The sequence below is a fragment of the Limnohabitans sp. JirII-29 genome (assembly GCF_003063395.1).
Classification (GTDB): domain Bacteria; phylum Pseudomonadota; class Gammaproteobacteria; order Burkholderiales; family Burkholderiaceae_C; genus Limnohabitans.
In genome coordinates this window covers 34,928-58,177 of the sequence record NZ_NESB01000011.1, presented here as the reverse complement: position 1 = coordinate 58,177, position 23,250 = coordinate 34,928, and the positions used below count along the sequence as shown (strand labels likewise).

Annotated in this window: 26 protein-coding genes; 17 read left to right on the top strand and 9 right to left on the bottom strand. The window is 60.5% G+C overall.

Going from position 1 to position 23,250, the window contains the following annotated elements:
- Positions 1-4: 4 nt before the first annotated feature.
- Entirely contained in the window at positions 5-250 is a 246-nt protein-coding gene (locus B9Z39_RS15080) for a DUF2892 domain-containing protein (protein WP_108302281.1), read from the top strand.
- Between the two features lie 32 nt (positions 251-282).
- On the opposite strand, the gene menA is transcribed toward B9Z39_RS15080, so the two are convergent.
- Positions 283-1,206 carry a 1,4-dihydroxy-2-naphthoate octaprenyltransferase gene (menA, locus tag B9Z39_RS15075; protein WP_233249030.1) on the bottom strand — a complete coding sequence of 308 codons (924 nt, stop codon included), beginning with the start codon at positions 1,204-1,206 and terminating at the stop codon, positions 283-285.
- Between the two features lie 112 nt (positions 1,207-1,318).
- On the opposite strand from menA, the gene B9Z39_RS15070 reads away from it, so the two are divergent.
- From B9Z39_RS15070 to B9Z39_RS15035, 8 genes are all read left to right on the top strand, one after another.
- On the top strand, positions 1,319-2,347 hold the full coding sequence (locus tag B9Z39_RS15070; protein ID WP_108302363.1) for a sulfate ABC transporter substrate-binding protein: 1,029 nt from the start codon (positions 1,319-1,321) through the stop codon (positions 2,345-2,347).
- A 10-nt stretch (positions 2,348-2,357) separates the two neighbouring features.
- The gene (gene ssuE, locus B9Z39_RS15065; RefSeq protein ID WP_108302361.1) at positions 2,358-2,948 is read left to right on the top strand and encodes an NADPH-dependent FMN reductase; all 591 of its coding nucleotides are present in this window, start codon (positions 2,358-2,360) and stop codon (positions 2,946-2,948) included.
- Positions 2,949-3,062: 114 nt separating this feature from the next.
- Entirely contained in the window at positions 3,063-4,028 is a 966-nt protein-coding gene (locus B9Z39_RS15060; RefSeq protein WP_108302280.1) for a sulfonate ABC transporter substrate-binding protein, read from the top strand.
- 28 nt (positions 4,029-4,056) lie between these two features.
- Positions 4,057-5,064: a sulfonate ABC transporter substrate-binding protein gene (locus B9Z39_RS15055; protein ID WP_108302279.1), complete on the top strand. Its 1,008-nt coding sequence runs from the start codon at positions 4,057-4,059 to the stop codon at positions 5,062-5,064.
- A gap of 82 nt (positions 5,065-5,146) precedes the next feature.
- The gene (ssuD, locus tag B9Z39_RS15050) at positions 5,147-6,304 is read left to right on the top strand and encodes an FMNH2-dependent alkanesulfonate monooxygenase (protein WP_108302278.1); all 1,158 of its coding nucleotides are present in this window, start codon (positions 5,147-5,149) and stop codon (positions 6,302-6,304) included.
- Between the two features lie 53 nt (positions 6,305-6,357).
- Complete coding sequence (ssuC, locus tag B9Z39_RS15045) at positions 6,358-7,200, top strand: aliphatic sulfonate ABC transporter permease SsuC (RefSeq protein WP_108302357.1); 843 nt, start codon at positions 6,358-6,360, stop codon at positions 7,198-7,200.
- Positions 7,201-7,214: 14 nt separating this feature from the next.
- The gene (locus B9Z39_RS15040) at positions 7,215-8,060 is read left to right on the top strand and encodes an ATP-binding cassette domain-containing protein (protein ID WP_108302359.1); all 846 of its coding nucleotides are present in this window, start codon (positions 7,215-7,217) and stop codon (positions 8,058-8,060) included.
- A gap of 34 nt (positions 8,061-8,094) precedes the next feature.
- On the top strand, positions 8,095-8,310 hold the full coding sequence (locus B9Z39_RS15035; protein ID WP_100147904.1) for a molybdopterin-binding protein: 216 nt from the start codon (positions 8,095-8,097) through the stop codon (positions 8,308-8,310).
- 42 nt (positions 8,311-8,352) lie between these two features.
- Here the strand turns inward: B9Z39_RS15035 and B9Z39_RS15030 are convergent, their stop codons facing one another.
- The 5 genes from B9Z39_RS15030 to B9Z39_RS15010 form a co-directional block, all read right to left on the bottom strand.
- On the bottom strand, positions 8,353-9,093 hold the full coding sequence (locus tag B9Z39_RS15030) for an amino acid ABC transporter ATP-binding protein (protein ID WP_108302355.1): 741 nt from the start codon (positions 9,091-9,093) through the stop codon (positions 8,353-8,355).
- A gap of 17 nt (positions 9,094-9,110) precedes the next feature.
- Complete coding sequence (locus B9Z39_RS15025; RefSeq protein WP_108302277.1) at positions 9,111-10,220, bottom strand: amino acid ABC transporter permease; 1,110 nt, start codon at positions 10,218-10,220, stop codon at positions 9,111-9,113.
- Positions 10,220-11,245 carry an amino acid ABC transporter permease gene (locus B9Z39_RS15020; protein ID WP_369908144.1) on the bottom strand — a complete coding sequence of 342 codons (1,026 nt, stop codon included), beginning with the start codon at positions 11,243-11,245 and terminating at the stop codon, positions 10,220-10,222. Before B9Z39_RS15020 ends, B9Z39_RS15025 begins: the two co-directional genes overlap by 1 nt.
- Positions 11,246-11,329: 84 nt before the next feature.
- Positions 11,330-11,947 (bottom strand): heme-binding protein, encoded by a 618-nt coding sequence (locus B9Z39_RS15015; RefSeq protein WP_158269515.1) that lies wholly within the window; start codon positions 11,945-11,947, stop codon positions 11,330-11,332.
- Positions 11,948-11,988: 41 nt separating this feature from the next.
- The gene (locus tag B9Z39_RS15010; protein WP_233249028.1) at positions 11,989-12,750 is read right to left on the bottom strand and encodes an SDR family NAD(P)-dependent oxidoreductase; all 762 of its coding nucleotides are present in this window, start codon (positions 12,748-12,750) and stop codon (positions 11,989-11,991) included.
- A 106-nt stretch (positions 12,751-12,856) separates the two neighbouring features.
- Between B9Z39_RS15010 and B9Z39_RS15005 the strand changes: the two genes are divergently transcribed.
- Positions 12,857-14,473 (top strand): acyl CoA:acetate/3-ketoacid CoA transferase, encoded by a 1,617-nt coding sequence (locus B9Z39_RS15005; RefSeq protein WP_108302353.1) that lies wholly within the window; start codon positions 12,857-12,859, stop codon positions 14,471-14,473.
- Positions 14,470-15,207 carry an acetoacetate decarboxylase gene (locus tag B9Z39_RS15000; protein WP_108302273.1) on the top strand — a complete coding sequence of 246 codons (738 nt, stop codon included), beginning with the start codon at positions 14,470-14,472 and terminating at the stop codon, positions 15,205-15,207. Before B9Z39_RS15005 ends, B9Z39_RS15000 begins: the two co-directional genes overlap by 4 nt.
- A gap of 47 nt (positions 15,208-15,254) precedes the next feature.
- Here B9Z39_RS15000 and B9Z39_RS14995 read toward each other — a convergent pair whose 3' ends face one another.
- Both B9Z39_RS14995 and B9Z39_RS14990 read right to left on the bottom strand, forming a co-directional pair.
- Positions 15,255-16,295, bottom strand: a complete 1,041-nt coding sequence (locus B9Z39_RS14995) for an amino acid ABC transporter substrate-binding protein (protein ID WP_108302272.1) — start codon at positions 16,293-16,295, stop codon at positions 15,255-15,257.
- A gap of 96 nt (positions 16,296-16,391) precedes the next feature.
- A complete protein-coding gene (locus B9Z39_RS14990; protein WP_108302271.1) occupies positions 16,392-17,249 on the bottom strand; it encodes a slipin family protein in 858 nt (285 codons plus the stop codon).
- Between the two features lie 185 nt (positions 17,250-17,434).
- Between B9Z39_RS14990 and B9Z39_RS14985 the strand changes: the two genes are divergently transcribed.
- Positions 17,435-17,830, top strand: a complete 396-nt coding sequence (locus B9Z39_RS14985; RefSeq protein WP_108302270.1) for a translational machinery protein — start codon at positions 17,435-17,437, stop codon at positions 17,828-17,830.
- A 3-nt stretch (positions 17,831-17,833) separates the two neighbouring features.
- Here B9Z39_RS14985 and B9Z39_RS14980 read toward each other — a convergent pair whose 3' ends face one another.
- Positions 17,834-18,673 carry a carbon-nitrogen hydrolase family protein gene (locus B9Z39_RS14980; protein WP_108302269.1) on the bottom strand — a complete coding sequence of 280 codons (840 nt, stop codon included), beginning with the start codon at positions 18,671-18,673 and terminating at the stop codon, positions 17,834-17,836.
- A gap of 106 nt (positions 18,674-18,779) precedes the next feature.
- Here B9Z39_RS14980 and B9Z39_RS14975 point away from each other — a divergent pair, with 106 nt between their 5' ends.
- The 5 genes from B9Z39_RS14975 to B9Z39_RS14955 are packed head-to-tail and all read left to right on the top strand — an operon-like array spanning position 18,780 to position 23,246.
- Complete coding sequence (locus B9Z39_RS14975) at positions 18,780-19,376, top strand: alpha/beta hydrolase (protein WP_108302351.1); 597 nt, start codon at positions 18,780-18,782, stop codon at positions 19,374-19,376.
- Positions 19,373-20,365 (top strand): sulfate ABC transporter substrate-binding protein, encoded by a 993-nt coding sequence (locus tag B9Z39_RS14970; protein WP_108302268.1) that lies wholly within the window; start codon positions 19,373-19,375, stop codon positions 20,363-20,365. Before B9Z39_RS14975 ends, B9Z39_RS14970 begins: the two co-directional genes overlap by 4 nt.
- A gap of 6 nt (positions 20,366-20,371) precedes the next feature.
- A complete protein-coding gene (gene cysT, locus B9Z39_RS14965; RefSeq protein ID WP_108302267.1) occupies positions 20,372-21,226 on the top strand; it encodes a sulfate ABC transporter permease subunit CysT in 855 nt (284 codons plus the stop codon).
- Positions 21,223-22,161 (top strand): sulfate ABC transporter permease subunit CysW, encoded by a 939-nt coding sequence (gene cysW / locus B9Z39_RS14960; protein WP_108302266.1) that lies wholly within the window; start codon positions 21,223-21,225, stop codon positions 22,159-22,161. The genes cysT and cysW overlap by 4 nt, the downstream gene beginning before the upstream one ends.
- Positions 22,158-23,246 carry a sulfate/molybdate ABC transporter ATP-binding protein gene (locus B9Z39_RS14955; protein ID WP_108302265.1) on the top strand — a complete coding sequence of 363 codons (1,089 nt, stop codon included), beginning with the start codon at positions 22,158-22,160 and terminating at the stop codon, positions 23,244-23,246. Before cysW ends, B9Z39_RS14955 begins: the two co-directional genes overlap by 4 nt.
- The last annotated feature ends 4 nt before the right edge of the window (positions 23,247-23,250 follow it).

The window sequence follows — 23,250 nt, the reverse complement described above, 5'->3', positions numbered from 1 at the left end:
TGTCATGACTGTTGAGCGTTATATCCATGTGATCGCAGGTTTTTTCATCATGGCCTCGTTGGCCTTGGGGGTTGAACAAAGCCCACTCTTTGTGAGCCCTTGGTTCTTGGCCTTCACCGCGTTTGTGGGCTTGAACTTGTTTCAGTTCGGCTTCACCAACATGTGCCCGATGGGCTTTTTCTTGCGCAAGCTGGGCGTGCCCGACAGCAAAGCCTGCTGCGCACAAGGCACGGGCGGGGGCTGCTGCTGAGGGGCTTGACGGCAAGCGCGAGGTGAGGGTGTTCAAGCACTCAGCAGCTTGACGCCCACCAGCGCACCCGACAGCGCCGTGGCATACGCCAGCTCGGTGCGAAACACGCCAAACAACAAGGCGTTGAAGTCGGCACCCGAGGTGCAGCGGGGCAAGCGGCGCATGAGCCTCATGGCGTGAGGTAAACCCATCAGTGGCAACAGCAAGCCTGCGCGTTGGGTGATGGCCCACATCACGCCACACATCACAAACGGCAATAGCAGCCACAGGTGCAGCATGCGCGCAGACGCTGCCGCACCCAGCCACACCGCCAGGGTGTGGCGACCCACCAAGCGGTCGTGCGTCATGTCACGGTGGTTGTTCACGGCCAAGGCCGCCGCCGACACACTGCCCACTGCCGCCGCCGCGCATGCGCCCAGCACCGTCACTTGGTTGGACAGCAACCACTCGGTGCCCAGCACCGCCACCCAGCCAAAAAACACCCACACCGTCAACTCACCCCATGGGGTGTAGGCAATGGGTTTGGGCCCACCCATGTAGGCCAAGGCCGCCAGCAACGACGCCACGCCAATGGCCAGCACCACCCAACCGCGTTGCGTCACCAAGACCAGGCCCAAGCTGGTGGCCACCGCGCACAACACGCCAAGGACCCAGCGCACACGTCTCACGCTGATCCAACCCTGTGCGGTGGCGCGTGGCAAGCCCACATGCTGTCCCACCTCGGCGCAGCCGCGCGCAGTGAACCCGACATCGTTTTGCAAATTGGTGATGGCCTGCATCAGCAAGGCCGCCAGCAATGCCATTGCCGTCAGCCCTATTGGCAGTTCACCCGTGTGAAAAAAAGCCACCGCAGCACCCACCCACACCGGCCCGATGGCCAACACCAAGCTGGCCGGGCGCAAGGCCATGGACCAGGCCTGCCAGGCATGAGCGGGCTTGAACAACACGGTGTGCATGGGGCTTAGATGTTTGGGTAATTTAGAACTGAGAACTCTGTCGTTCCCTTTTCAAGCACGGGCTCACAGAATCCATCCATCGCAATTTTCGATGCATTCCAAAGAGATCCCCATGATTCAACGCAAACACTTTTTCTCCACCTTGGCAGCGCTTGGCTTATTGGCCGTGGCTGGCATCGCTTCGGCCCAAACATCTGCACAAACGCCTGCATCGGTGAGCTTGCTCAACGTGTCGTACGACCCCACCCGCGAGCTGTATGTCGAGTTCAATGCCGCTTTCGCCAAACACTGGAAAGCCCAGACCGGCCAAGACGTGAGCATCAAGCAGTCGCACGGTGGTTCGGGCAAACAAGCGCGTTCGGTGATCGACGGCATCGACGCCGACGTGGTCACGCTGGCGCTGGCGGGTGACATCGATGCCTTGGTCAAAAACGGCGGGCTCATTCCTGCCGACTGGCAAAAGCGCTTGCCCCACAACTCGTCGCCTTACACCTCCACCATCGTGTTGGTGGTGCGCCAGGGCAACCCCAAAGGCATCAAAGACTGGGACGACCTGGTCAAGCCCGGCATCAGCGTGATCACGCCCAATCCCAAAACCTCGGGCGGCGCACGCTGGAACTACTTGGCCGCGTGGGAATTTGCCAAACGCAAATACGGCGGTGACGCCAAAGCCAAAGACTTTGTGGCCCAGCTCTACAAAAACGTGCCCGTGCTCGACACTGGCGCACGCGGCTCGTCCATCACCTTTGCGCAACGCAACCAGGGCGATGTGTTCATCTCGTGGGAGAACGAAGCGCACCTGCTGGAAAAAGAATTTGGCAACAAGGTCGACATCGTCTATCCCTCCCTCAGCATCTTGGCTGAACCTCCCGTGACGGTGGTGGACAAAACCGTGGACCGCAAAGGCACACGCAAAGTGGCCGAGGCGTATGTGAACTACCTCTACACCGACGAAGGCCAAGACATTGCTGGCAAAAACTTTTACCGTCCCATCTCGTCCAAGGCCCAGGCGAAGTACGTCAAGCAGTTGCCCAAGCTGCCTTTGTTCACCATCGACCAAGCCTTTGGCGGCTGGACCAAAGCCGACAAAGACCACTTTGCCGATGGCGGCAGCTTCGATCAGATTTACCTCAAAAAGTAAGGTGCCCATCATGTCTGTGTTGTTGATTGCAGGCAGTCCGTCAGAGCGTTCGCGCACGGCGGCCTTGCTCAGAGCCGTGGGCGAGCGTTTGAGTCTGCGCGGTGCCCAGGTCAGTGAGTTGCGGGTCCGCGACTTGTCGCCCCAGGCGCTGCTGCTGGCCGACTTCAGCCACCCGTCGGTGCTACAAGCCACGGCCCAAGTGGCCGCAGCCGATGTGTTGGTGGTGGCTACGCCGGTGTACAAGGCGGCCTACAGTGGTGTGCTGAAAGTGTTTCTCGACGTGCTGCCGCAAGACGCCCTCAAAGGCAAAACCGTGTTGCCACTGGCCACCGGTGGCAGCCCACACCACATGCTGGCGCTCGACTACGCGCTGCGCCCGGTGTTGCAGTCGCTCGGTGCCAAAAACATCTTGCCCGGCATCTACGCCACCGATGCGCAGGTGGTGCTCAATCCTGAAGAGGGTTACACCATCGCCCCAGACATCTCTGCCCGTTTGGACGAGGCCGTCAACAGCCTGGTCGACGACAAGCTGTGGCGCACGTTCTCCAACGCCGGGCGATTCTCCCCGGTGCCTTTCTCGCAAGTGCGATGTAGTGTCTGACGCCCCCAGCTGGGCGCGCACCTAGCGCCCAGCACCTCTCACCTCATTTGATTTTTTGAAACCGCAGTGCAGCGGTCAGGGCGAAGCCTTGCCTGCACCGCTTGAAAGACACCCATGACATTTGCCAAACACCTCACCCGCCGCCAACTGTTGGCCGCCACAGCCGCCAGCGCCACCTTGACCAGCTCGCTGGCGGCCTGGGCCCAAAAAGCCCCTGTGCGCACCTTGCGCATCGGCCACCAAAAAGGTTGGCTCTCCATCCTCAAAGCACGCGGTACCTTGGAAAAACGCCTCACTCCTTTGGGCGTGGCCGTCACCTGGACCGAGTTCAACGCTGGCCCGGTGCAGCTCGAAGCCCTCAACGTGGGCGCGATTGACTTTGGCGATGTGGGCGAAGCCCCGCCCATCTTTGCCCAGGCCGCCGGTGCGCCGCTGGTCTATGCAGGTGCCACCGTGCCACGTCCGCGCCTGGAAGCCGTGATCGTGCCCAAGGGCTCGCCCATCCAGACCGTGGCCGACCTCAAAGGCAAACGCATCGCCTACAACAAAGGCTCCAACGTGCAGTACTTCCTGGTCAAGTTGCTGGAGAAGCATGGCCTCAAATACAGCGACGTGCAGTCGGTGTTTCTGCCCCCGCCCGACGCACGCGCCGCGTTTGAAAAAGGCGCGGTCGACGCCTGGATCATCTGGGACCCGTTCTTGGCTGCCGCCCAAAAAACGCTCGATGCCCAGTTGTTGGTAGACGCCACCGGCGTGGCCCACAACCGCCTGTACTACTTCAGCTCACGCGACTACGCCACGCACCACAGCGATGTGTTGCGCATCGCCATTGAAGAGGTGAACCACATCGACACCTGGATCGCCAACCACAAAGACACCGCCGCCACCGAGTTGGCGCAAGTGCTGGGTTTGGACAAGCGCATCACCGAGGTGTTTGTGGGCCGCGCGGCCTATGGCACTGCACCCGTGACGCAAGCCATCTTGAACGAGCAACAGGCCATTGCCGACACCTTCTTTGAGTTGAAGTTGATTCCTAAAAAGCTCAACCTCTTACACGCTGCCCCGGTGAATCTGGGCTGAAGCCGCACACCGCACAAGGAGCCACACCATGTCACATCCAACTTTTGCAGAGCCCCAGCGGCGACAACTCTTGCAGCTGCTGGCCGTGTCGGCCGCAGCCTGGGGGCTGACCGCGCCGTTTGCCATAGCGCCTGTGCACGCGCAAGCCAAGTCACAGCCCCTCAAAGCGCCTGAACAGTTGCGCATTGGGTACCAAAAATCAGCCGTCAACCTGGTGGTGCTCAAGCAGCAGGGCGTGCTGGAAAAACGCTTGCCCTACACCAAGGTGTCGTGGATCGAATTCCCCGCAGGGCCTCAGTTGCTCGAAGCCTTGTCGGTCGGTGCCTTGGAGTTTGGTTTGACGGGTGACTCGCCCCCCGTGTTCGCCCAAGCCGCAGGCAAAGAACTCTTTTATGTGGGGGCTGAGCCCGCAAAACCTGAAAGCTCCGCGATCTTGGTGTTGCAAGACGCACCCGTTCATTCCTTGGCCGATTTGAAGGGCAAGAAAGTGGCTTTGCAAAAAGGCTCCAGCGCGCACTACCTGCTGGTGCGTGCGGTGGAAAAAGCCGGTTTGCAGTGGCGCGACATCCAGCCCATCTACCTCACGCCTGCCGATGCGCGTGCCGCGTTTGAACGCAAGAGCGTGGATGCGTGGGCCATCTGGGACCCGTTCTATGCCGCCACCGAATTGGCGGTGCCCACACGCGTGCTCACCACGGGGCAGGGCTTGTCGAGCAATAACTCGTTCTACCTGTCGTCCACCGCATTGGCCACGCAGCACCCCGGTGTGGTGTCGCTGTTGTTTGAAGAGCTCAGCCGGGCCGACCGCTTTGTCCAAGAGCACCGCCCCGAAGCCATCAAACTCATTGCCGACTTCAGTGGCTTAGACGCCGGCGTGGTCAGCCTGTTTTTGAAGCGTCGCCCGCGCTCACCGGTGGGGCCCTTGAACGCGAGCACCGTGAGCGACCAACAAGCCGTGGCCGATGCCTTTGCCCGGCTGGCGCTGATTCCCAAACCCGTCCAGGTGGCCGACCTGGTGTGGCGCTTTGCGCATTAGGGCCACAGCGACTTGGGGCTTGGTTGACAAGTTGATTTCCTGATTCACCGATTCACTGTTTTATTTTTTTGGAGTACGTCACATGGATATTTTTTGGTTCATTCCCCTGCACGGCGATGGCCGCTACCTGGGCACCTCAGAGGGCGCACGCGCGGTCGACCACCACTACATGAAGCAAATTGCCCAAGCCGCCGACAAGCTGGGCTACGGCGGTGTGTTGCTGCCCACCGGGCGTTCGTGCGAAGACCCGTGGATTGCGGCGGCCAGTTTGATTCCCGTCACCCAGCGCCTGAAGTTCTTGGTGGCTTTGCGCCCCAGCATCATGTCGCCCACCGTGGCGGCACGCCAAGCTGCCACCTTTGACCGCTTGAGCGAAGGCCGCTTGTTGGTCAACTTGGTGGCCGGTGGCGACAGCAGCGACTTGGAAGCCGATGGCACCTTCCTGAGCCACGACGAACGCTACGAACATGCCCGCGAGTTTTTAGACATCTGGACCCGTGTGCTGGCCGGTGAGACGGTGGACTTTGAAGGCAAGCACGTGAAGGTCAAAGGCGCACGCCAACTGTTTCCCCCCGTGCAGCGCCCGCACCCGCCGATTTACTTTGGCGGCTCGTCCGACGCAGCGCACGACTTGGCGGCCGAAAAAACGCAGCTCTACCTCACCTGGGGTGAGCCACCGGCCGAGGTGGAGAAAAAGTTCAACGACATCCGCGAGCGCGCCGCCAAGCACGGGCGCACTGTCAAGCTCGGCGTGCGCCTGCATGTGATCCCGCGTGAAACCAATGACGAGGCCTGGGCCGCCGCCGACGATTTGATCAAGCACCTCGACGACGCCACCATTGCCAAAGCGCAAGCGGGCCTGGCCAGCATGGACTCGGAAGGCCAGCGCCGCATGCGCGCGCTGCACGGCGGCAACCGCAGCCAACTCGAAATCAGCCCCAACCTGTGGGCGGGCGTGGGCTTGGTGCGCGGTGGTGCGGGCACCGCCTTGGTGGGCGATGGCGAGACGATTGCACGTCGCCTCAAAGAGTACGAGGCCTTGGGTGCCGACACCTTTGTGCTCTCAGGCTACCCGCATCTGGAAGAGACTTACCGCTTCGCCGAGTTGGTGTTCCCACACCTGGACCTGAACCCTCAAACCAGCCCACACAGTGCGAGCCACGTCAACTTGGTCAGCCCGTTTGGTGAAGTCATGGCCAACCACCTCGTGCCCGCGCAGCAGCGCGTGGCGCAAAGTTGAAAGGGCGCGCGATGTCTGCCTCGCACGACCCCCAACTCGAAGCCCTGTGCCGCATGGAGTCGGGCCTGTTGCAAGCCAACTGGTACACAGGGCCTCAAGCACCCTGGCTCCCTTGGCAGCGTTTGCGCAACGTGGCCGCAGCGCTGGGGCAGCGCTTGCTGCCGTGGCTGGTGCCCGTGCTGTTGATCAGCCTGTGGCAACTCTCGTCGTTGCAGGGCTGGATCTCGGTGCGCGTGCTGCCCGCGCCGTGGGCGGTGTTGCAAGCCGCCTGGGGGCTGGCCGAGTCGGGCGAGTTGTGGACCCATGTGCAAATCAGCGCCGGGCGTGCCTTGCTGGGGCTCGCGGTGGGCGGTGGTTTGGGGTTGGCCGTGGGCTTGTTCACTGGCTCGGTGCGCTGGGGCGAAACCTTGTTGGACTCGACCATCCAGATGGTGCGCAACATCCCGGCGCTGGCCCTGATCCCGTTGGTCATCTTGTGGTTTGGCATCGACGAGACCGCCAAGCTGTTCTTGATTGCGGTGGCGGTGTTCTTTCCGATCTACATCAACACCTTCCACGGCATCCGCAATGTGGACCCGGGTTTGATTGAGATGGGCCGCACCTACGGCCTGTCGCGCTGGGGCCTGTACCGCCAGATTATCTTGCCCGGTGCCTTGTCGTCCATCTTGGTGGGCCTGCGGTTTTCGCTCGGGCTGATGTGGGTGATCTTGATCGTGGCCGAGACCATCTCGGCGCAAGCGGGCATTGGCTACCTGACCATGAATGCCCGCGAATTTTTACAAACCGATGTGGTGTTGGTGGGCATCTTGCTCTACGCCATCCTGGGCAAATTGGCGGACTTGTTTGCCAAAGGCCTGGAGCGCTATTGGCTGCGCTGGCACCCCGGTTACCAATGAACCCCGAGCTCAGCATGACACACACCACCTCCCTTCACACCCGCACGCACGCCAGCGGCGGCGTGCGCTTGAGCCTGCACAACGTGGGCAAGCGCTATGGCACACGCCAAGTGCTGCAACACACCGAACTCCACATTGAGCCCGGCGAGTTTGTCGCCGTGGTGGGCCGCAGCGGTTGCGGCAAGAGCACCTTGCTGCGTTTGATCGCCGGGCTCGAAGCACCCAGCCAGGGCGCGTTGCACATCGACGGCCATGCGGTGCAAGGCCTGCGTCAAGACACCCGCATCATGTTTCAAGAAGCTCGCTTGTTGCCCTGGCAGCGCGTGCAAGACAACGTGGCCTTGGGCCTGCCCGAGGCGCAGCGCGAGGCGGCCAGCCGCGTGCTGGCCCAGGTGGGCCTGGGCGAGCGCTTGCACGAGTGGCCAGCCAAGCTCTCAGGCGGGCAACGCCAACGCGTGGCCTTGGCACGCGCCTTGGTGCACCAGCCGCGCTTGCTGCTGCTGGACGAACCCCTGGGCGCGCTGGATGCGCTCACGCGCATTGAAATGCATGCCCTGATCGAGTCGCTGTGGCGCCAACACCGCTTCACCGCCTTGTTGGTGACGCACGATGTGCAAGAGGCGGTGGCCTTGGCCGACCGCGTGATCTTGATCGAAGACGGTGCCGTCGCGCTGGATGAACGCATCGACTTGCCGCGTCCGCGCTCACGCGGCGGCGCGCGCTTTGCGGCGTTGGAAAAACGCATCCTCGACCGCGTGCTGCAACACCCCGACACCGAAGCGGCTAACGAAGGCCACGCACCCAGCCCAGCCAACGACTGGCCGGGCCTGCCTGCGCAGCACGTGCGCTGGGCGATTTAAAACATTTTCAAAACGGACTTTCAAGGAGAAACCCATGTCCATTCAAGCCATCAACGTACGCAACCAATTCAAAGGCAAGGTGCGTGAAATCATCCGTGGGGATGTGGTCTCAGAGATCGATGTGGAGACCCCTTGGGGCATCGTCACCTCGGTCATCACCACGCGTTCGGTCGACGACCTGGCCTTGGTGGTCGGCTCAGAGGTGGTGGCCTTGGTCAAGTCGACCGAGGTGTCGATTGCCAAGCTGTAGGGCGAAGCTGCAAGGCCAAGCGGTTAGGCCAAAGGGTCAGGCTCAGTGCCCAATCACCTTGGCCAAAAACGCCTGGGTGCGCGGGTGCTGTGGTTGGTCAAAGAACACCGCAGGCGGGGCTTGCTCGACGATCTGGCCCTGGTCCATGAAGATCACGCGGTCGGCCACGGCCCGCGCAAAACCCATCTCGTGGGTGACGCACAGCATGGTGATGCCTTGTTCGGCCAAGCTCACCATCACGTCCAGCACCTCTTGCACCATCTCGGGGTCGAGGGCCGAGGTCGGTTCGTCAAACAACATGATTTGTGGCGTCAGGCACAGCGCGCGCGCAATCGCCACGCGTTGCTGTTGGCCGCCTGAGAGTTGCAGCGGAAACTTGTGCGCTTGCTCGGCAATGCGCACACGCTCAAGTTGCTGCATGGCACGCTCACGTGCTTGGGCGGGTGAGAGTTGGCCCACCCAGATGGGCGAGAGGGTCAGGTTGTCGAGCACGCTCAGGTGCGGAAACAGGTTGAACTGCTGAAACACCATGCCCACTTGGCGGCGCACTTGCTCGATGGCTTTGACGTCATCGCGCAGTTCAATGCCTGCCACTTCCAGTCGGCCTTCTTGGTGTTCTTCCAAACGGTTGATGCAACGGATCAGGGTCGACTTGCCCGAGCCGGATGGGCCGCAGATGACCACGCGTTCGCCGCGTGCAATCTCTAGGTTGATGTCGCGCAGCACATGAAAGTCGCCAAACCATTTGTTGACCTGGTCGAAACGGATGATGGGGTCGGCCACAGGGCACTCCTTGGGGGTCAACGGTGTGACACCTGGCGTTCAACCCACAGGCTGTAGCGCGACAGGCTCAAGCAAAACACAAAGTAAATCAGCGTGATGAACAGGTAGCCTTCGATCTTGAAAGGCCGCCAGTTCGGGTCGCCTTGCACCGCCAGCCCGAGTGAACCCGACAGCTCGTACAAGCTCACGATGGTCACCAGCGATGTGTCTTTGAAGATGGCGATGAAGTTGTTCATCAGGCCCGGCACCACATGCGCCAGGGCTTGCGGCAACACCACCAAGCGTTGCGTTTGCCAATAGCCCAGGCCCAGTGTGGCCGCGGCTTCCAGCTGCCCCCGTGGAATGGCTTGCAAGCCGCCGCGCACAATTTCAGCGGTGTACGCCCCCGAGAACAAGGTGATGCCCACCAACACCCGCAGCAGCACATCGGGTGAGGTGCCTGTGGGCATGAGCAGCGGAAACATGAAGCTGGCCATGAACAACACCGAGATCAGCGGCACGCCGCGTACCAACTCGATGTAGGTGATGCACACACTGCGAATGGCGGGCATCTGGCTTTGCCGCCCCAGCGCCACCAGCACCCCCAGCGGAAACGCCAGGCCGATGGACAAGCTGGCCAGCATCAAAGTCAGCGGCAGGCCGCCCCACTGGTCGGTCGACACGGCGCTCAAGCCCGTGGGCACGCCCCACCAATTGCCGCCACCCATCAAGCCAAAAAACAGCAGCCACACGCCGGCCCATGCCAGAGCCAAACCACGCTTCCAGCACGCCGGCACACAGCTGAGCACCAGCAACAACACCAAAGCCAGCGTGGCCAACACCGGGCGCCACTGTTCCTCAAACGGGTAGCGGCCCAACAGGATCAAGCGGTATTTTTCAGCCACCACGCCCCAGCAGGCGCCGCTGCCGCGCACGGCTTGGCAGCTGTCGGCATCGGGGCGAAACACCGCGTGCCACAGGCCCCACTCCATAGCGGGTGGCACGCACCACGCCAGCCAGGCGATCAGCACCACAGACACCACCGCGTTGCCGCGCGTGCCCCACAGGTGGCGCTGGCACCAGGCCCACAGGCCGCCGTGTCGGGCGGGCGGGGTGCGTGCGGCGATCAGTTCAGCAGGCTGCGCCATCACCGTTCTTTCAGCGCCACGCGGCGGTTGTAGGCGTTCATCAGCGCGGCGGTCAGCAGCGACAAGCTCAGGTACACCGCCATCACCAAGGCAATGCACTCCACGGCACGACCAGTCTGGTTGAGCGCGGTGTTGGAGATGTTCACCAAGTCGGGGTAGCCAATGGCCACGGCGAGCGACGAGTTTTTGATGAGGTTGAGGTACTGGTTGGTCATGGGCGGCACGATCAGGCGCATGGCCTGTGGCAGCACCACCAACCGCAAGGTCAGCCACGGCGACAGGCCCACACTGCGCGCGGCCTCGGTTTGCCCTTGGGGCACCGACAGCAGGCCTGCGCGCACCACCTCGGCCACGAAGGCTGAGGTGTACAAGGTCAGGCCCCAAGTCAGCGCTAAAAACTCGGGGCTCAGGCTGGCACCGCCCAGCACGTTGCCGTCTTGCCAGATGGGCAAGTCCCACAGCCAGCGGCCATCCAGGTGCACCAGCCAGGGCAGGGTCAGGCCGCTCTTGCTCAAAAACAGCAGGTCGGCCACATGCAGCGGTGTGTCACTGTCAGGCATCCATTCCACCAACAGCACGTACCACATGAAGAGTTGCAGCAACAAGGGGATGTTGCGAAACAGCTCGGTGTAGGCATAGCACAGGCCTCGCGCCAGGGCATTGCCAGACAAGCGTCCGATACCCAACAGCGTGCCCCACAGCGTGCAAGCGACGACGCCTATCAGCGACACGCGCAAGGTGTTGAGCAAGCCCACCACAAACGCCTGCCAGTAGGGCTGGGTGGCGTCAAAGGGAATCACCGACTCGCCAATGTCAAAGCCTGCGGTGTCCCACAAAAAATCAAACCCGCTTTGAATGCCACGCGCACGCATGTTGGTGAGCGTGTTGCTGAGCAACCAGCCCACCACACCCAGCAACACGGCAATGAGTGCGGCTTGGTAAATCAGGGCGCGGGTGCGGCGGCTGTTCCAGTGCATGGGGCGGGGTGAGAGGGGAGGTGGTTGCATGCGATGACGCTGCATGATAGTGGCGTTGCACGCCACCCTTGGCTGCCTCCCTTAGTCATGACACCCATGCCACCCTTATCCAACTTAGGCGCGGCCCAAATGTCAGGGATTAGAGACCTCAATCAGGATCGCATTGCTTCTCACCATGGGAAGCGTCCAGGGCAGATCACGGTTGGATGTTTGAGGTGTTGCGATGACTTTGAGTGATCGTTGCGTGGCCCATTGAATGGCCTCATTCGTTTTCTTTTCAAGTTCGGCTGAGTTTTTCAAGCCAGAGTGCTTGAGGACCACAAAGTACTTGCTTGGAACTTCTCTCAGGCTGACCGCCATGTCCTTGGGCTCAGGAATCGGGGGTGATGTGTATGGGCTGGAGATCACAAATTTGATGCGCCATTTGCTCGCACTCAGCACATGGGTTGTTGTTGTGAGGGGCTCCACGATCACCGGCACGGTCAAGGCAATTTTTGCTGCACGCTCCGATTCAGCCAGCGGGTTATTTTCAAAGATGAAGTCGGCGATCAGTCGAAAGCTTCGGTTGGAGGCTTCCACAATGTCGCCGTCCACCACCGTCTCTGCAATCAGGACGGGGGCGTAGCGCCGAACCTCGAAGGGGCCTTCTGCCGAAAGCACTTCGTAGCTCGGCTCTTCAATGGCTGTGGCAACTTGCCCCCATGACAGCCCGTGCAGCAGGCACAAAAGTAAAAGTATGCGTTTGTTCACAGAGGGTCCTTGTGGTGTGTTGCCCCTATCGCCGTGCGGCATCAGCGCGCCAGATAACCACCATCTACCGGGTAAAAAGCGCCGGTCACGAACGATGCCCGGTCAGAGGCCAACCAGGCCACCAGCTCAGCCACTTCTTGCGGGCGACCCAAGCGGCCCAAAGCGTGTGCGGCCAGCAACGCCGCATAGGCGGGTGGGTCGTTCTCCAGCGCCTCCAACATGGGGGTGTGGATGTAGCCCGGTCCCACCGCATTGATGCGCAAGCCCGAAGCGCCGTATTCCCACGCCGCCGTTTGGGTCAGTCCGATGACGCCATGCTTGGCCGCCACATAGGCCGGAGCGCGCGGCCCGCCTACGGCACCCAGCACCGAGGCGATGTTGATGATGGTGCCTTGGCCCCGAGGCAGCATGGCGGCAATCTGCGCTTGCATGCCATAGAAGACGCCGCTGAGGTTGGTCTGAATCACCCGATCCCAGCCGTCTAGCGGATAGTCGGCTGTCAATGCGCTCGGGCCACCAATGCCGGCGCAATTGCAGGCAATGTCGAGTTGGCCAAAGCGCGCCAGGGTGTCACGCACCAGTTGGTGGCAGGCGTGGGCAATGCCAGCATCGCTGGTCACCGCCCATGCCTCACCGCCTTGCGCCCGAATCAGCGTGGCAGTTTCTTCTGCAAGCGGCATGTTCAGGTCTGACACGACGATCTGGGCACCCTCGCGCGACAGCACCAAAGCAATGGCACGGCCAATGCCTGAGGACGCGCCGGTGACGAGGGCCACTTTGTTTTTGAGCATAGAAAAAGTCATGTGCTGATGATGCACGGCACAAACTTTTTCATCCGTTCGCCACCCCACAGACATGGCCATGCCGCGTCGCGATGATGTGCCCACACCCAGAAAGAGCCCCAACCTCATGCGACACGCCGATGCCAGAGTCCGCACCATCCCTGCCAGCAAAGTGGTGACGGCCGCAGAGGCGGTGCGCCTCATTCCCCACGGTGCCACCTTGGCCACCGGTGGTTTCATTGGCATTGGTTTTCCTGAAGGCTTGGCCATCGCGCTGGAGCAACGCTTTTTGGGGCAAGACCCCTTGTCGCCGCCCGGTAGTCCCCGTGGCCTGACCCTGGTGTATGCCGGTGGCCAGGGCGATGGCAAAGACCGTGGCCTGAACCACCTCGCGCATGCGGGGTTGTTGCAGTGCGTGATTGGCGGCCACTGGGGCTTGGCACCCAAGCTGCAACAGTTGGCGCTGACCAATCAGATCGAGGCCTACAACCTGCCGCAGGGTGTGATCAGCCAGTTGTTTCGCGACATCGCGGCGCACCGACCTGGGCTGATCACGCAGGTGGGCTTGGGCACTTTTGTCGACCCGCGCCAAGGCGGTGGCCGCGTCAATGCCTGTAGCCTGCGTGCGCTGGTCGATGTGCTGCACATCAATGGTTCGGAGTATTTGCACTACAAAACTTTTCCCATTCACGCCTGTTTGCTGCGTGGCACGTCTGCCGATGAGGATGGCAACACCAGCATGGAGCGAGAGGCGCTCACCCTGGACACTTTGGCCATTGCCATGGCCACGCACAACGCAGGCGGCATCGTCATCATGCAGGTGGAGCGGCTGGTCAAGGCCGGCTCTCTGCCGTCACGCCAGGTGCGCATTCCCGGTATTTTGGTGGACTATGTGGTGCTGGCAGAAAAGCCCGAGCACCACATGCAGACCTTTGCCGAGCCCTACAGCCCCGTGTATTCTGGCGAGCTGCTGGCGCCACCGATGGCCCATGTGGCAACGCCCTTGAACGTGCGCAAGATCATGGCCCGGCGCGCCGCGCTGGAGCTGCGCGCCCATGACATCGTCAATCTGGGGGTGGGCATTCCAGAGTGCCTGGCAGACATTGCGGCAGAAGAACACATGGTCGACCTGATGACCCTGACGGCAGAGCCCGGCGTGGTGGGTGGGCTGCCTGCCAGCGGTTTGAGTTTTGGTGCGGCCACCAACGCCCAGGCCGTGTTGGATCAACCCTACCAGTTTGATTTTTACGATGGCGGTGGACTCGATATTGCATTTCTCGGACTGGCACAAGTGGACGCCAAGGGCCATGTGAACGTGAGCCGATTCAACGGGCATCTGGCTGGCGCGGGTGGGTTCATCAGCATCAGCCAAAACACCCAGCGGGTGGTGTTTGTCGGCACCTTTGGCGCAGGGCATTTGGTGGCGCAGGTGGTGGGCGGCCAGTTGACGATCACACACGAAGCCGAGGTCAAAAAGTTTGTTACAGCCGTCGAGCAAATCACCTTCAACGGCAGCGATGCGGTGGCGCGTCAACAGTCGGTGTTGTATGTGACCGAGCGCTGTGTCTTTCGCTTGACGGCAGCCGGCCCCGAGTTGATCGAGATCGCGCCAGGCGTCGATTTGGAGCGCGACATCTTGGCCCGCATGGCGTTTCGACCCTGCATCTCGCCTGAACTCAAGCTCATGGACGCGCGCATTTTTAGCGAAGCTCCCATGGCGTTGCGCGAGGCCATGCTGTCATGAACATCCAAGACATCAAGGCCCATGCCTTTGCCATGCCGCTGACCAGCCCGGCCTTTCCGCGTGGCCCCTACCGCTTCACCCAACGGGAGTTTTTGGTCATCACCTACCGCACCGACATGGAAGCGCTGCGTGCGGTGGTGCCCGAACCCTTGGAAATCGAAGAACCCCTGGTGAAGTTTGAATTCATTCGCATGCCCGATTCGACTGGCTTTGGCCATTACACCGAAGCGGGCCAAGTGATTCCTGTGCGCTGGAACGGCACGCGCGGGTCTTACGCCCACGCCATGTACCTCAACGACCACCCACCCATTGCCGGTGGGCGCGAGCTGTGGGGCTTTCCTAAAAAGCTGGCCAGTCCCAAGCTGCATACCGAGATCGACACGCTGGTTGGCACCTTGGACTATGGCTTGGTGCGCATTGCGCAAGCCACCATGGGGTTCAAGCACCAAGAGGCGGATGCCGCCTCTGTGTTGGCCTCACTCGCAGCGCCTAATTTTTTGCTGAAGATCATTCCGCATGTCGACGGCACACCGCGCATTTGTGAACTGGTGCGCTACCACACCACCGAGGTCAGGTTGCACGGGGCTTGGAGCGGCCCCGGTTCACTGGCCTTGTATCCCCATGCCCTGGCACCAGTGTCTGAGCTGCCGGTGTTGCAGGTGGTGTCGAGTTTGCATTTTGTGGCAGACCTGACCTTGGCCTTGGGTGAGGTGGTGCACGACTACTTGGCCTGAGCCGGTCAACGCACCCAAGCCCCTAAGCCCCTAAGCCCTTCGTAGCCTCAACGAATCGGAATGGCGTATTGCAAGCCACCTTTGTTCCACTGGGCGTTGAGGCCGCGCTTCAAGGCGAGTGGCGTTTTTTCACCCAGGTGACGCTCGAACATCTCACCATAGTTGCCCACAGCGGTGATGGCACGCGCCAACCAGTCGCGGTCGAGCCCCAGCAGCTTGCCGGTGTCGTCGGACTTGCCGAGCAGGCGCAGCACCACCGGGTCGGTGCTCTCGGTTTTGAGACTCTCCAGGTTGGCGGTGGTGATGCCCACTTCTTCGGCTTCGATCAAGCCGTAGACGGTCCACTTCACAATCGCCAGCCATTCATCGTCACCGCGGCGCACCAAGGGGCCCAGCGGTTCTTTGGAAATCAGCTCCGGCAAGATCACATGGTCTTTGGGAGTCTTGGCTTCTTTGGCGCGGATTGCGGCCAGGCCCGAAGCATCGGTGGTGTAGGCCTTGCAGCGCCCCGCAAAGTAGGCCGCGTTGGCCGCGTCAAATTTTTCAAACACCACGGGTTTGAGGTCGAGCTTGTTGGCGCGCGAAAAGTCGCTCAGGTTTTTTTCGGTGGTGGTGCCTGATTGCACGCACACCGTGGCCCCTTTGAGTTGCTTGGCGCTCTTGAGGTTGGCTTTAGCAGGCACCATGAAGGCTTGGCCGTCGTAAAACGTCACGGCGGTTTGGTGCAGGCCCAGCGACGCATCGCGCGTGAGTGTGAAGCTGGTGTTGCGTGACAGCACATCCACCTCGCCCGATTGCAGAGCGGTGAAGCGCTGCGGGGCGGACAGGGGCACAAACCGCACTTTGTTGGCGTCAGCCAGCACCGCAGCGGCCACAGCGCGGCACACGTCCACGTCCATGCCACTCCACTTGCCTTGGCTGTCGGCGGCCCCAAAGCCCGCCAAGCCCGTGTTCACCCCGCACACCACTTGGCCGCGTTGTTTCACCGCGTCCAGTGTTTTGCCTGCCCAGGCTTGCGACAAGCACAGGCCCAGCGCAGCCATGGCCAGCCAGGTGCGCAAAGAGGTGTGAATCAGAGGGCGTGTCATGGATGCTCCAGCGTGAGAAAAGGACTGCGCATTGTCTGTCAAACCATGTCGTGCCAGAAAGTCTCAGGGGACCACGCGCAGATCCGTTGGGGCTATTTATTTTTCAGCTGTTGGCGCTTGACGGGCCAGGCCCATGGCCACTGCGGCGACGTCGGTGGGGTTCATGCTGTCAACCATGGCGCTGGGGATCAAGATGGTGGCTCCACGCTCTTTGGTGGTTTCGTAAATGATGTTCATCGCACGCAGTTGCATGGCACCGGGTTGCTCGGCGTAAATTTTGGCGGCCTCGACAAACTTGGCGGCGATTTCTGCCTCGGACGTGCCCAAGATGATGCGTGCTTGTTTTTCGCGCTCGGCCTGGGCTTGGCGCGACATGGCGTCTTGCAAGGCCTCAGGAATCGCAACATCGCGAATTTCAACCGCGCTCACGGTGATGCCCCATTCCTGGGTTTTTTGCCCAATCGTTTCACACAGGTGTTGGTCCGCTGTTTTTCTGTCAGACAAAAGCGCGGAGAGCATAGAGCTGCCAATCATTTCACGCAACGATGTTTGCGCCACACGGTCAATGGCTTGTTGGTAATCGGTGATGGCCAGGGCGGCGTATTCGGCATCGTGGACATGCCAAAAAATAATGGCATCGACATTCACCGGCACGGTGTCTTTGGTCAAAGCCTGCTCTGCGTTGAAGGCCGTGGTTTGAATGCGTTCATCGATGATGGCCACGATGTCGTCGATGAAAGGGATGATGAAAAACAAGCCAGGCCCTTTGACACCATGCAACTTACCGGCTCGAAGAACCACAAACTTTTCCCAGGTGTTGGCCATCTTGAGCGAAAGAAACACCAAACCCGCCAGGCCGAAAAAGAACAGTCCGATGTTGTGTTGACCCAAGGCCGTCAGCGCCAAGCCGATGCCCGCCAACACAACAGAGACAAAGAGGGTGATGGAATTCATGGCGGACCTTAAGGGTGAAACAGATGTCTTTCATCGTATACCCAAGCCTGTTCGTACTCAATGGATGGGCGTGCGCGAACGCACAGTGCAACACGTGGTTGTTGCAGATACTTGCGACTTGCTTGATATGACGCAACCACGTGGCAGTGAATTGGCAAGACACTCAAAACTCAACAGGAGAACTTATGTCGTTTAACCATGCCGTCGTTTGGATCGATCACCACGAAGCCCACATCATCCATTTCAATGCGGACAACAGCACGTTGGAAAAAATCAAAACCAACTCGAAAGAAGCGCACCTGCACCACCACCGGGGAACCTTGGGAAGCGGCAAAGCTGAAACCAGCCAGAGCTATTTGCATGAAGTGGTGACATGCATCGCAGAGGCCAAAGAGATATTGGTGGTGGGGCCGGGGTCTGCCAAGCTGGAACTCATCAAGCATGTGCACCACCATGACCCACATGTGGCCCAAAAAATCTTGGGCGTCGAGACGGTGGACCATCCCACCGATCCACAGCTGCTGGCCTATGCGAAAAAGTGCTTCTTGAGAATTGATGCCCTCAAAGGCGACGATTTTTGACCATCAAATCTCGATGGTTTTCAGTTGGTAGGGACGCGTGTGCTGCAAGCTAGGCAGCTTGTGGCGCGCTTGCTGGACTTGGGATAAATCGAGCTCTGCCATCAACACGCCCGTGCCTTCGGGTTTTTCGGCAATCACCTCACCCCACGGATTGACCACCAGCGAGTGACCATAGGTGGTGCGCCCATCTTCATGCTGGCCGTGCTGTGCCGGAGCCAGCACAAAACAACCTGTTTCGATGGCGCGTGCGCGCAGCAGCGTGTGCCAATGCGCCTGACCCGTGGGTACGGTGAAGGCAGAGGGCACGGCCAAGATGTCTGCGCCCGCAAGCGCCAGGTCGTGGTAGAGCTGTGGAAAGCGCAGGTCGTAGCACACCGTCATGCCCAACGCGTAGTCCGCGCCTTTGACCAGCACCGCTTCTTGGCCTGCCACAAAGCGCGCAGATTCTTGATAGCGCTCACCTTCGCCTAAGTTCACATCGAACAAGTGGATCTTGTCGTAGTGCGCCACCACGAGGCCTTCTTTGCTGATGAAAAAACTCCGATTCGCCAGTCGTTTCGCTTCGACTTGGATGGCCATGGAGCCAATCAACACATCCATCTGGTACTGACGCGCGAGGTTACAAAAAATTTTCAAAGAAGGGTCGTCTTCTTGCGTGTGAGCTTTCGCCAATAAGGCACCGGGACGGCGGTCGAGCGCCGACGTCATTTCTGGCGTGACCAACAAAGCGGCGTTGTCGCGCGCAGCTTGCTGAAAGCCCAATTGCACTGCCGCGATGTTGACCGCTACTTCTGTACTGGCGCGCATTTGCAAGAGAGCGACTTTGAGGGGATGGGGGTTCATGGTCTTGATTGGATGGGTGTGGCTGACTTTTATATACGAAGTTGGGCATAAGCAAACAACAATTGATTCGTTGTTGATCAGAGACTGGCCTCGCACAATGCAGGCCATGTCTTCTTCTCCCACACTCATCATCGTGCCCGGTTGGCGCGATTCAGGCCCCGGCCACTGGCAAAGCCTGTGGGCCGACGGCTTGACGCATGCTATTCGGGTACAGCAAGACGATTGGATGCAACCCACCCGCAGCGCCTGGGTGCGCAGCATTGCCCACACCGTGCTGGCACAAGCTGGCCCGGTGGTGTTGGTGGGGCACAGCCTGGGCTGCATTGCCATCACGCATTTGCCACCCGAGGTGACCTCACGTGTGCAAGGTGCTTTGCTGGTGGCCCCGGCTGATCCAGAGCGTCGTGCGCCCTTGGTGGACTTTGCCCCCGTGCCTTATCAGCCCTTGCCTTATCGCAGTGTGTTGGTGGCCAGCAGCAACGACCCGTATTGCTCGGTCCGCACAGCGGGCGCTTATGCCCGTTCGTGGGGCAGCGAATTCGTGCGTTTGCAAAACGCCGGCCACATCAACGTCGAGTCGGGTTTTGGCGACTGGCCGCTGGGGCTTGCGCTGTTGCAGTCCTTGGTGGGCAAGCCTTTGGCGTTGAATGCGCCGGGCAGTGTGAGCGCTTCTGTTTCTCCTCTTCACCTTCAAACCGTATGAAAAAACTGATTCGCACCACCTGTGCGCTGGCGCTGCTGACCCTCACGTCGTGGGCCTCAGCACAAACTTTGTTGAATGCCTCGTACGACGTAGCGCGCGAGTTTTACAAAGACTACAACGCGGCCTTTGTGGCCCATTACAAAAAGACCACCGGCAAAGACGTCAAGATCGACCAAGCCCATGGTGGCTCCAGCGCGCAAGCGCGTGCCGTCAACGATGGCCTCGACGCCGATGTGGTGACCATGAACACCACCACCGACATTGAGTTTTTGGCCAACAACGGTGTGGTGGCCAAAGACTGGGCCAAGCGCTTTTCCAACAACGCGTCGCCCACCACGTCCACCATGCTGTTTTTGACGCGTAACGGCAACCCCAAAGGCATCAAGGATTGGGACGATCTGATCAAACCGGGTGTGCAGGTGATCATCGTCAACCCCAAAACCGGCGGCAACGGCCGCATGGCGTATCTGGCGGCGTGGGCCTATGCACGCAAGAAGGGCGGCACCGATGCGCAGGCAGCGGAGTTTGTTGGCAAGCTGTTCAAAAACGTGCCGGTCTTGGCCAAAGGCGGACGCGATGCCACCACCATCTTCTTGCAACGCAACATCGGCGATGTGTTGGTGACGTTTGAATCTGAGGTGATCTCGGTTGACCGCGAGTTCGGCACGGGCAAGGTCGATGCTGTGCACCCCAGCGTGAGCATCGTGGCTGAGAACCCAGTGGCGGTGGTTGAACGCACTGTGGCCAAAAAGGGCACCGGTGAATTGGCCAAAGCTTATTTGGACTACCTCTACTCCGACGAAGCGCAAGAGATTGCGGCCAAGCATGCCCTGCGCCCACGCTCTGCGGCTTTGTTGAAGAAATATGCCGCCACCTTCAAGCCCATCCAGTTGGTGCCGGTGAGTGAGTATTTCGGCTCCTTGGCTGAGGCGCAGAAAGTGCACTTCAACGACGGTGGCCAGTTCGACAAAATTTACACGGTGAAGTAAGCAGGCATGGCACTCTTTTCTTTGCCACAGCGGCACCGCCCTGCGCGCGTGCTGCCGGGGTTCAACATCACCCTAGGGTTCACGATCACCTACCTCTGCTTGATCGTGCTGATTCCTTTGTCGGCCTTGATCTTCAAAACTTTCACGCTCACGTGGGAGCAGTTTTGGGCTGCTGTCACCGGCCCGCGTGTGATGGCTTCGTACCGCTTGACCTTTGGTGCGTCGCTGGTGGCGGCTTTGGTGAATGTGGTGTTTGGCTTGCTGGTGGCGTGGGTGCTGGTGCGTTACAACTTCTTTGGCAAGAAGGTGGTGGATGCTTTGGTGGACTTGCCGTTTGCACTGCCCACCGCGGTGGCGGGTATTTCGCTGACGGCTTTGCTGGCGGGCAACGGCTGGATCGGTCAGTACCTTGAACCGCTGGGCATTCAGTTGGCGTTCAACCCCAACGGGGTGGTGATTGCCTTGATCTTCATTGGCTTGCCGTTTGTGGTGCGCACGGTGCAGCCGGTGTTGGAAGATGCCGAAAAAGAACTGGAAGAAGCCGCCACGTGCCTGGGCGCCACGCGCTGGCAAATTTTCAGTCGGGTGATTTTTCCGTCCATCGCGCCGGCCTTGTTGACGGGCTTTGCCATGGCCTTTGCGCGCGCCATTGGCGAGTACGGCTCGGTCATTTTCATTGCGGGCAACATGCCCATGGTGTCGGAGATCACGCCACTCATCATCATCGGCAAGCTGGAACAGTACGACTACGCGGGTGCCACTGCGGTGGCGGTGGTGATGCTGGTGATCTCGTTTGTGTTGTTGCTGGTCATCAATGCCTTGCAAGCGTGGCAGCGCCGACACACCGGAGCACCCGCATGAGTGCCGTGTTGAACACGTCGGCCAACGCATTGACGGCCAAAGCCCAGCGTGCTGGCACCACCGAGCCCGCTTGGGTGCGCTGGAGTTTGATTGCCCTGGCGCTGTGCTTCATGTTTTTGTTCTTGGTCTTGCCCCTGGCGGCGGTGTTCACCGAAGCCTTGCGCAAGGGGGTGGACGTGTACTGGCAAGCGCTGCAAGAGCCCGATGCGTGGTCGGCCATCCGCTTGACCTTTCTCACCGCCTTGGTCGCCGTGCCTTTGAACTTGGTGTTTGGCGTGGCAGCGGCTTGGGCGATTGCCAAATACGAATTTCCGGGCAAGGCGTTTTTGACCACCTTGGTGGATTTGCCGTTCTCGGTGTCGCCGGTGGTGGCGGGTTTGATTTATGTCTTGATGTTTGGTGCCCAGGGTTGGTTTGGCCCTTGGTTGCAAGCGCATGACATCAAAATTATTTTTGCGGTGCCGGGCATTGTGTTGGCCACGGTGTTTGTGACTTTTCCGTTCATCGCGCGTGAGTTGATTCCGCTCATGCAAGCCCAAGGCAACGACGAAGAGCAAGCGGCCATCGTGCTCGGGGCCACTGGCTGGCAAACCTTTTGGCATGTGACGCTGCCCAACATCAAGTGGGGCCTGATTTACGGCGTCATCTTGTGCAACGCGCGGGCCATGGGCGAGTTTGGCGCGGTGTCGGTGGTGTCGGGCCATATCCGCGGGCAAACCAACACCATGCCCTTGCATGTGGAAATTTTGTACAACGAATACCAGTCGGCGGCGGCGTTTGCCGTGGCCTCGCTGTTGGCGCTGCTGGCCTTGGTGACCTTGGCCATCAAGTCGACGGTGGAGTGGCGTCATGCACGCGAGCTCAAAGCCTCGGCCGATTTGCCGCCTGAACGCCCCAGTGCGCTAGCCCCTTCTTCCAAGAGCACACAGCCATGAGCATTGAAATCAGAAACATCCACAAGCAGTTTGGCGACTTCCAAGCGCTGGGCGACGTCAGCCTGGACATTGGCTCGGGCGAGCTGATCGCCTTGCTCGGCCCCTCGGGCTGTGGCAAGACCACCTTGCTGCGCATCATTGCGGGTTTAGAGACGGCCGATCGCGGCACGATTTTGTTCAGTGGCGAAGACACCACCCACGTGCACGTGCGTGAGCGCCAAGTGGGGTTTGTGTTCCAGCACTACGCGCTGTTTCGCCACATGACGGTGTTTGAAAACGTGGCCTTTGGCCTGCGCGTCAAACCCCGCAGCGAGCGCCCAAGCGAGGCGCAGATCCAGCAAAAAGTGCACGACCTCTTGAGTCTGGTGCAACTCGATTGGTTGGCCGACCGCTACCCCTCGCAGCTCTCAGGCGGGCAGCGCCAACGCATTGCGCTGGCCCGCGCCTTGGCGGTGGAGCCCAAGGTGCTGCTGCTGGATGAACCCTTTGGCGCTTTGGATGCCAAGGTGCGCAAAGAGTTGCGCCGCTGGTTGCGCCGCTTGCACGACGACTTGAACGTCACCACCATCTTCGTCACCCATGACCAAGAAGAAGCGCTGGAAGTGGCCGACCGTGTGGTGGTGATGAACCGTGGCCAGGTGGAGCAGGTGGGCTCACCCCAACAGGTGTGGGAGCACCCGGCCAGCCCGTTTGTCTATGGCTTTTTGGGTGATGTGAATTTGTTTCATGGCCGTGCCCATGAAGGCGAGATGCACATTGGCATCGAAGGCCAGACGGTGCGTGTGGCCAGTCCCGAGCACCGCGATGTGCAAGACGCCAAAGCCTCGGTGTATGTGCGCCCACATGACCTGGATGTGCGCCGCTACACGCATGGTGACGAGGGCATCGTGGCGCAGCTCACACGCGCCATCGTGGTGGGGCCAACGGCTCGGCTGGAGTTGGTCGCCGTGGAAGGCGACAACCCGTCGCAAGAGCAGATCATTGAGGCGCAAATTCCAGCGTCGCAGTTTTACGACCAAGGCTTTGCCGAAGGCGACACCTTGGTGCTGACGCCGCGCAAGGCGCGGGTCTTTGTAGCGGCGTAGGCGG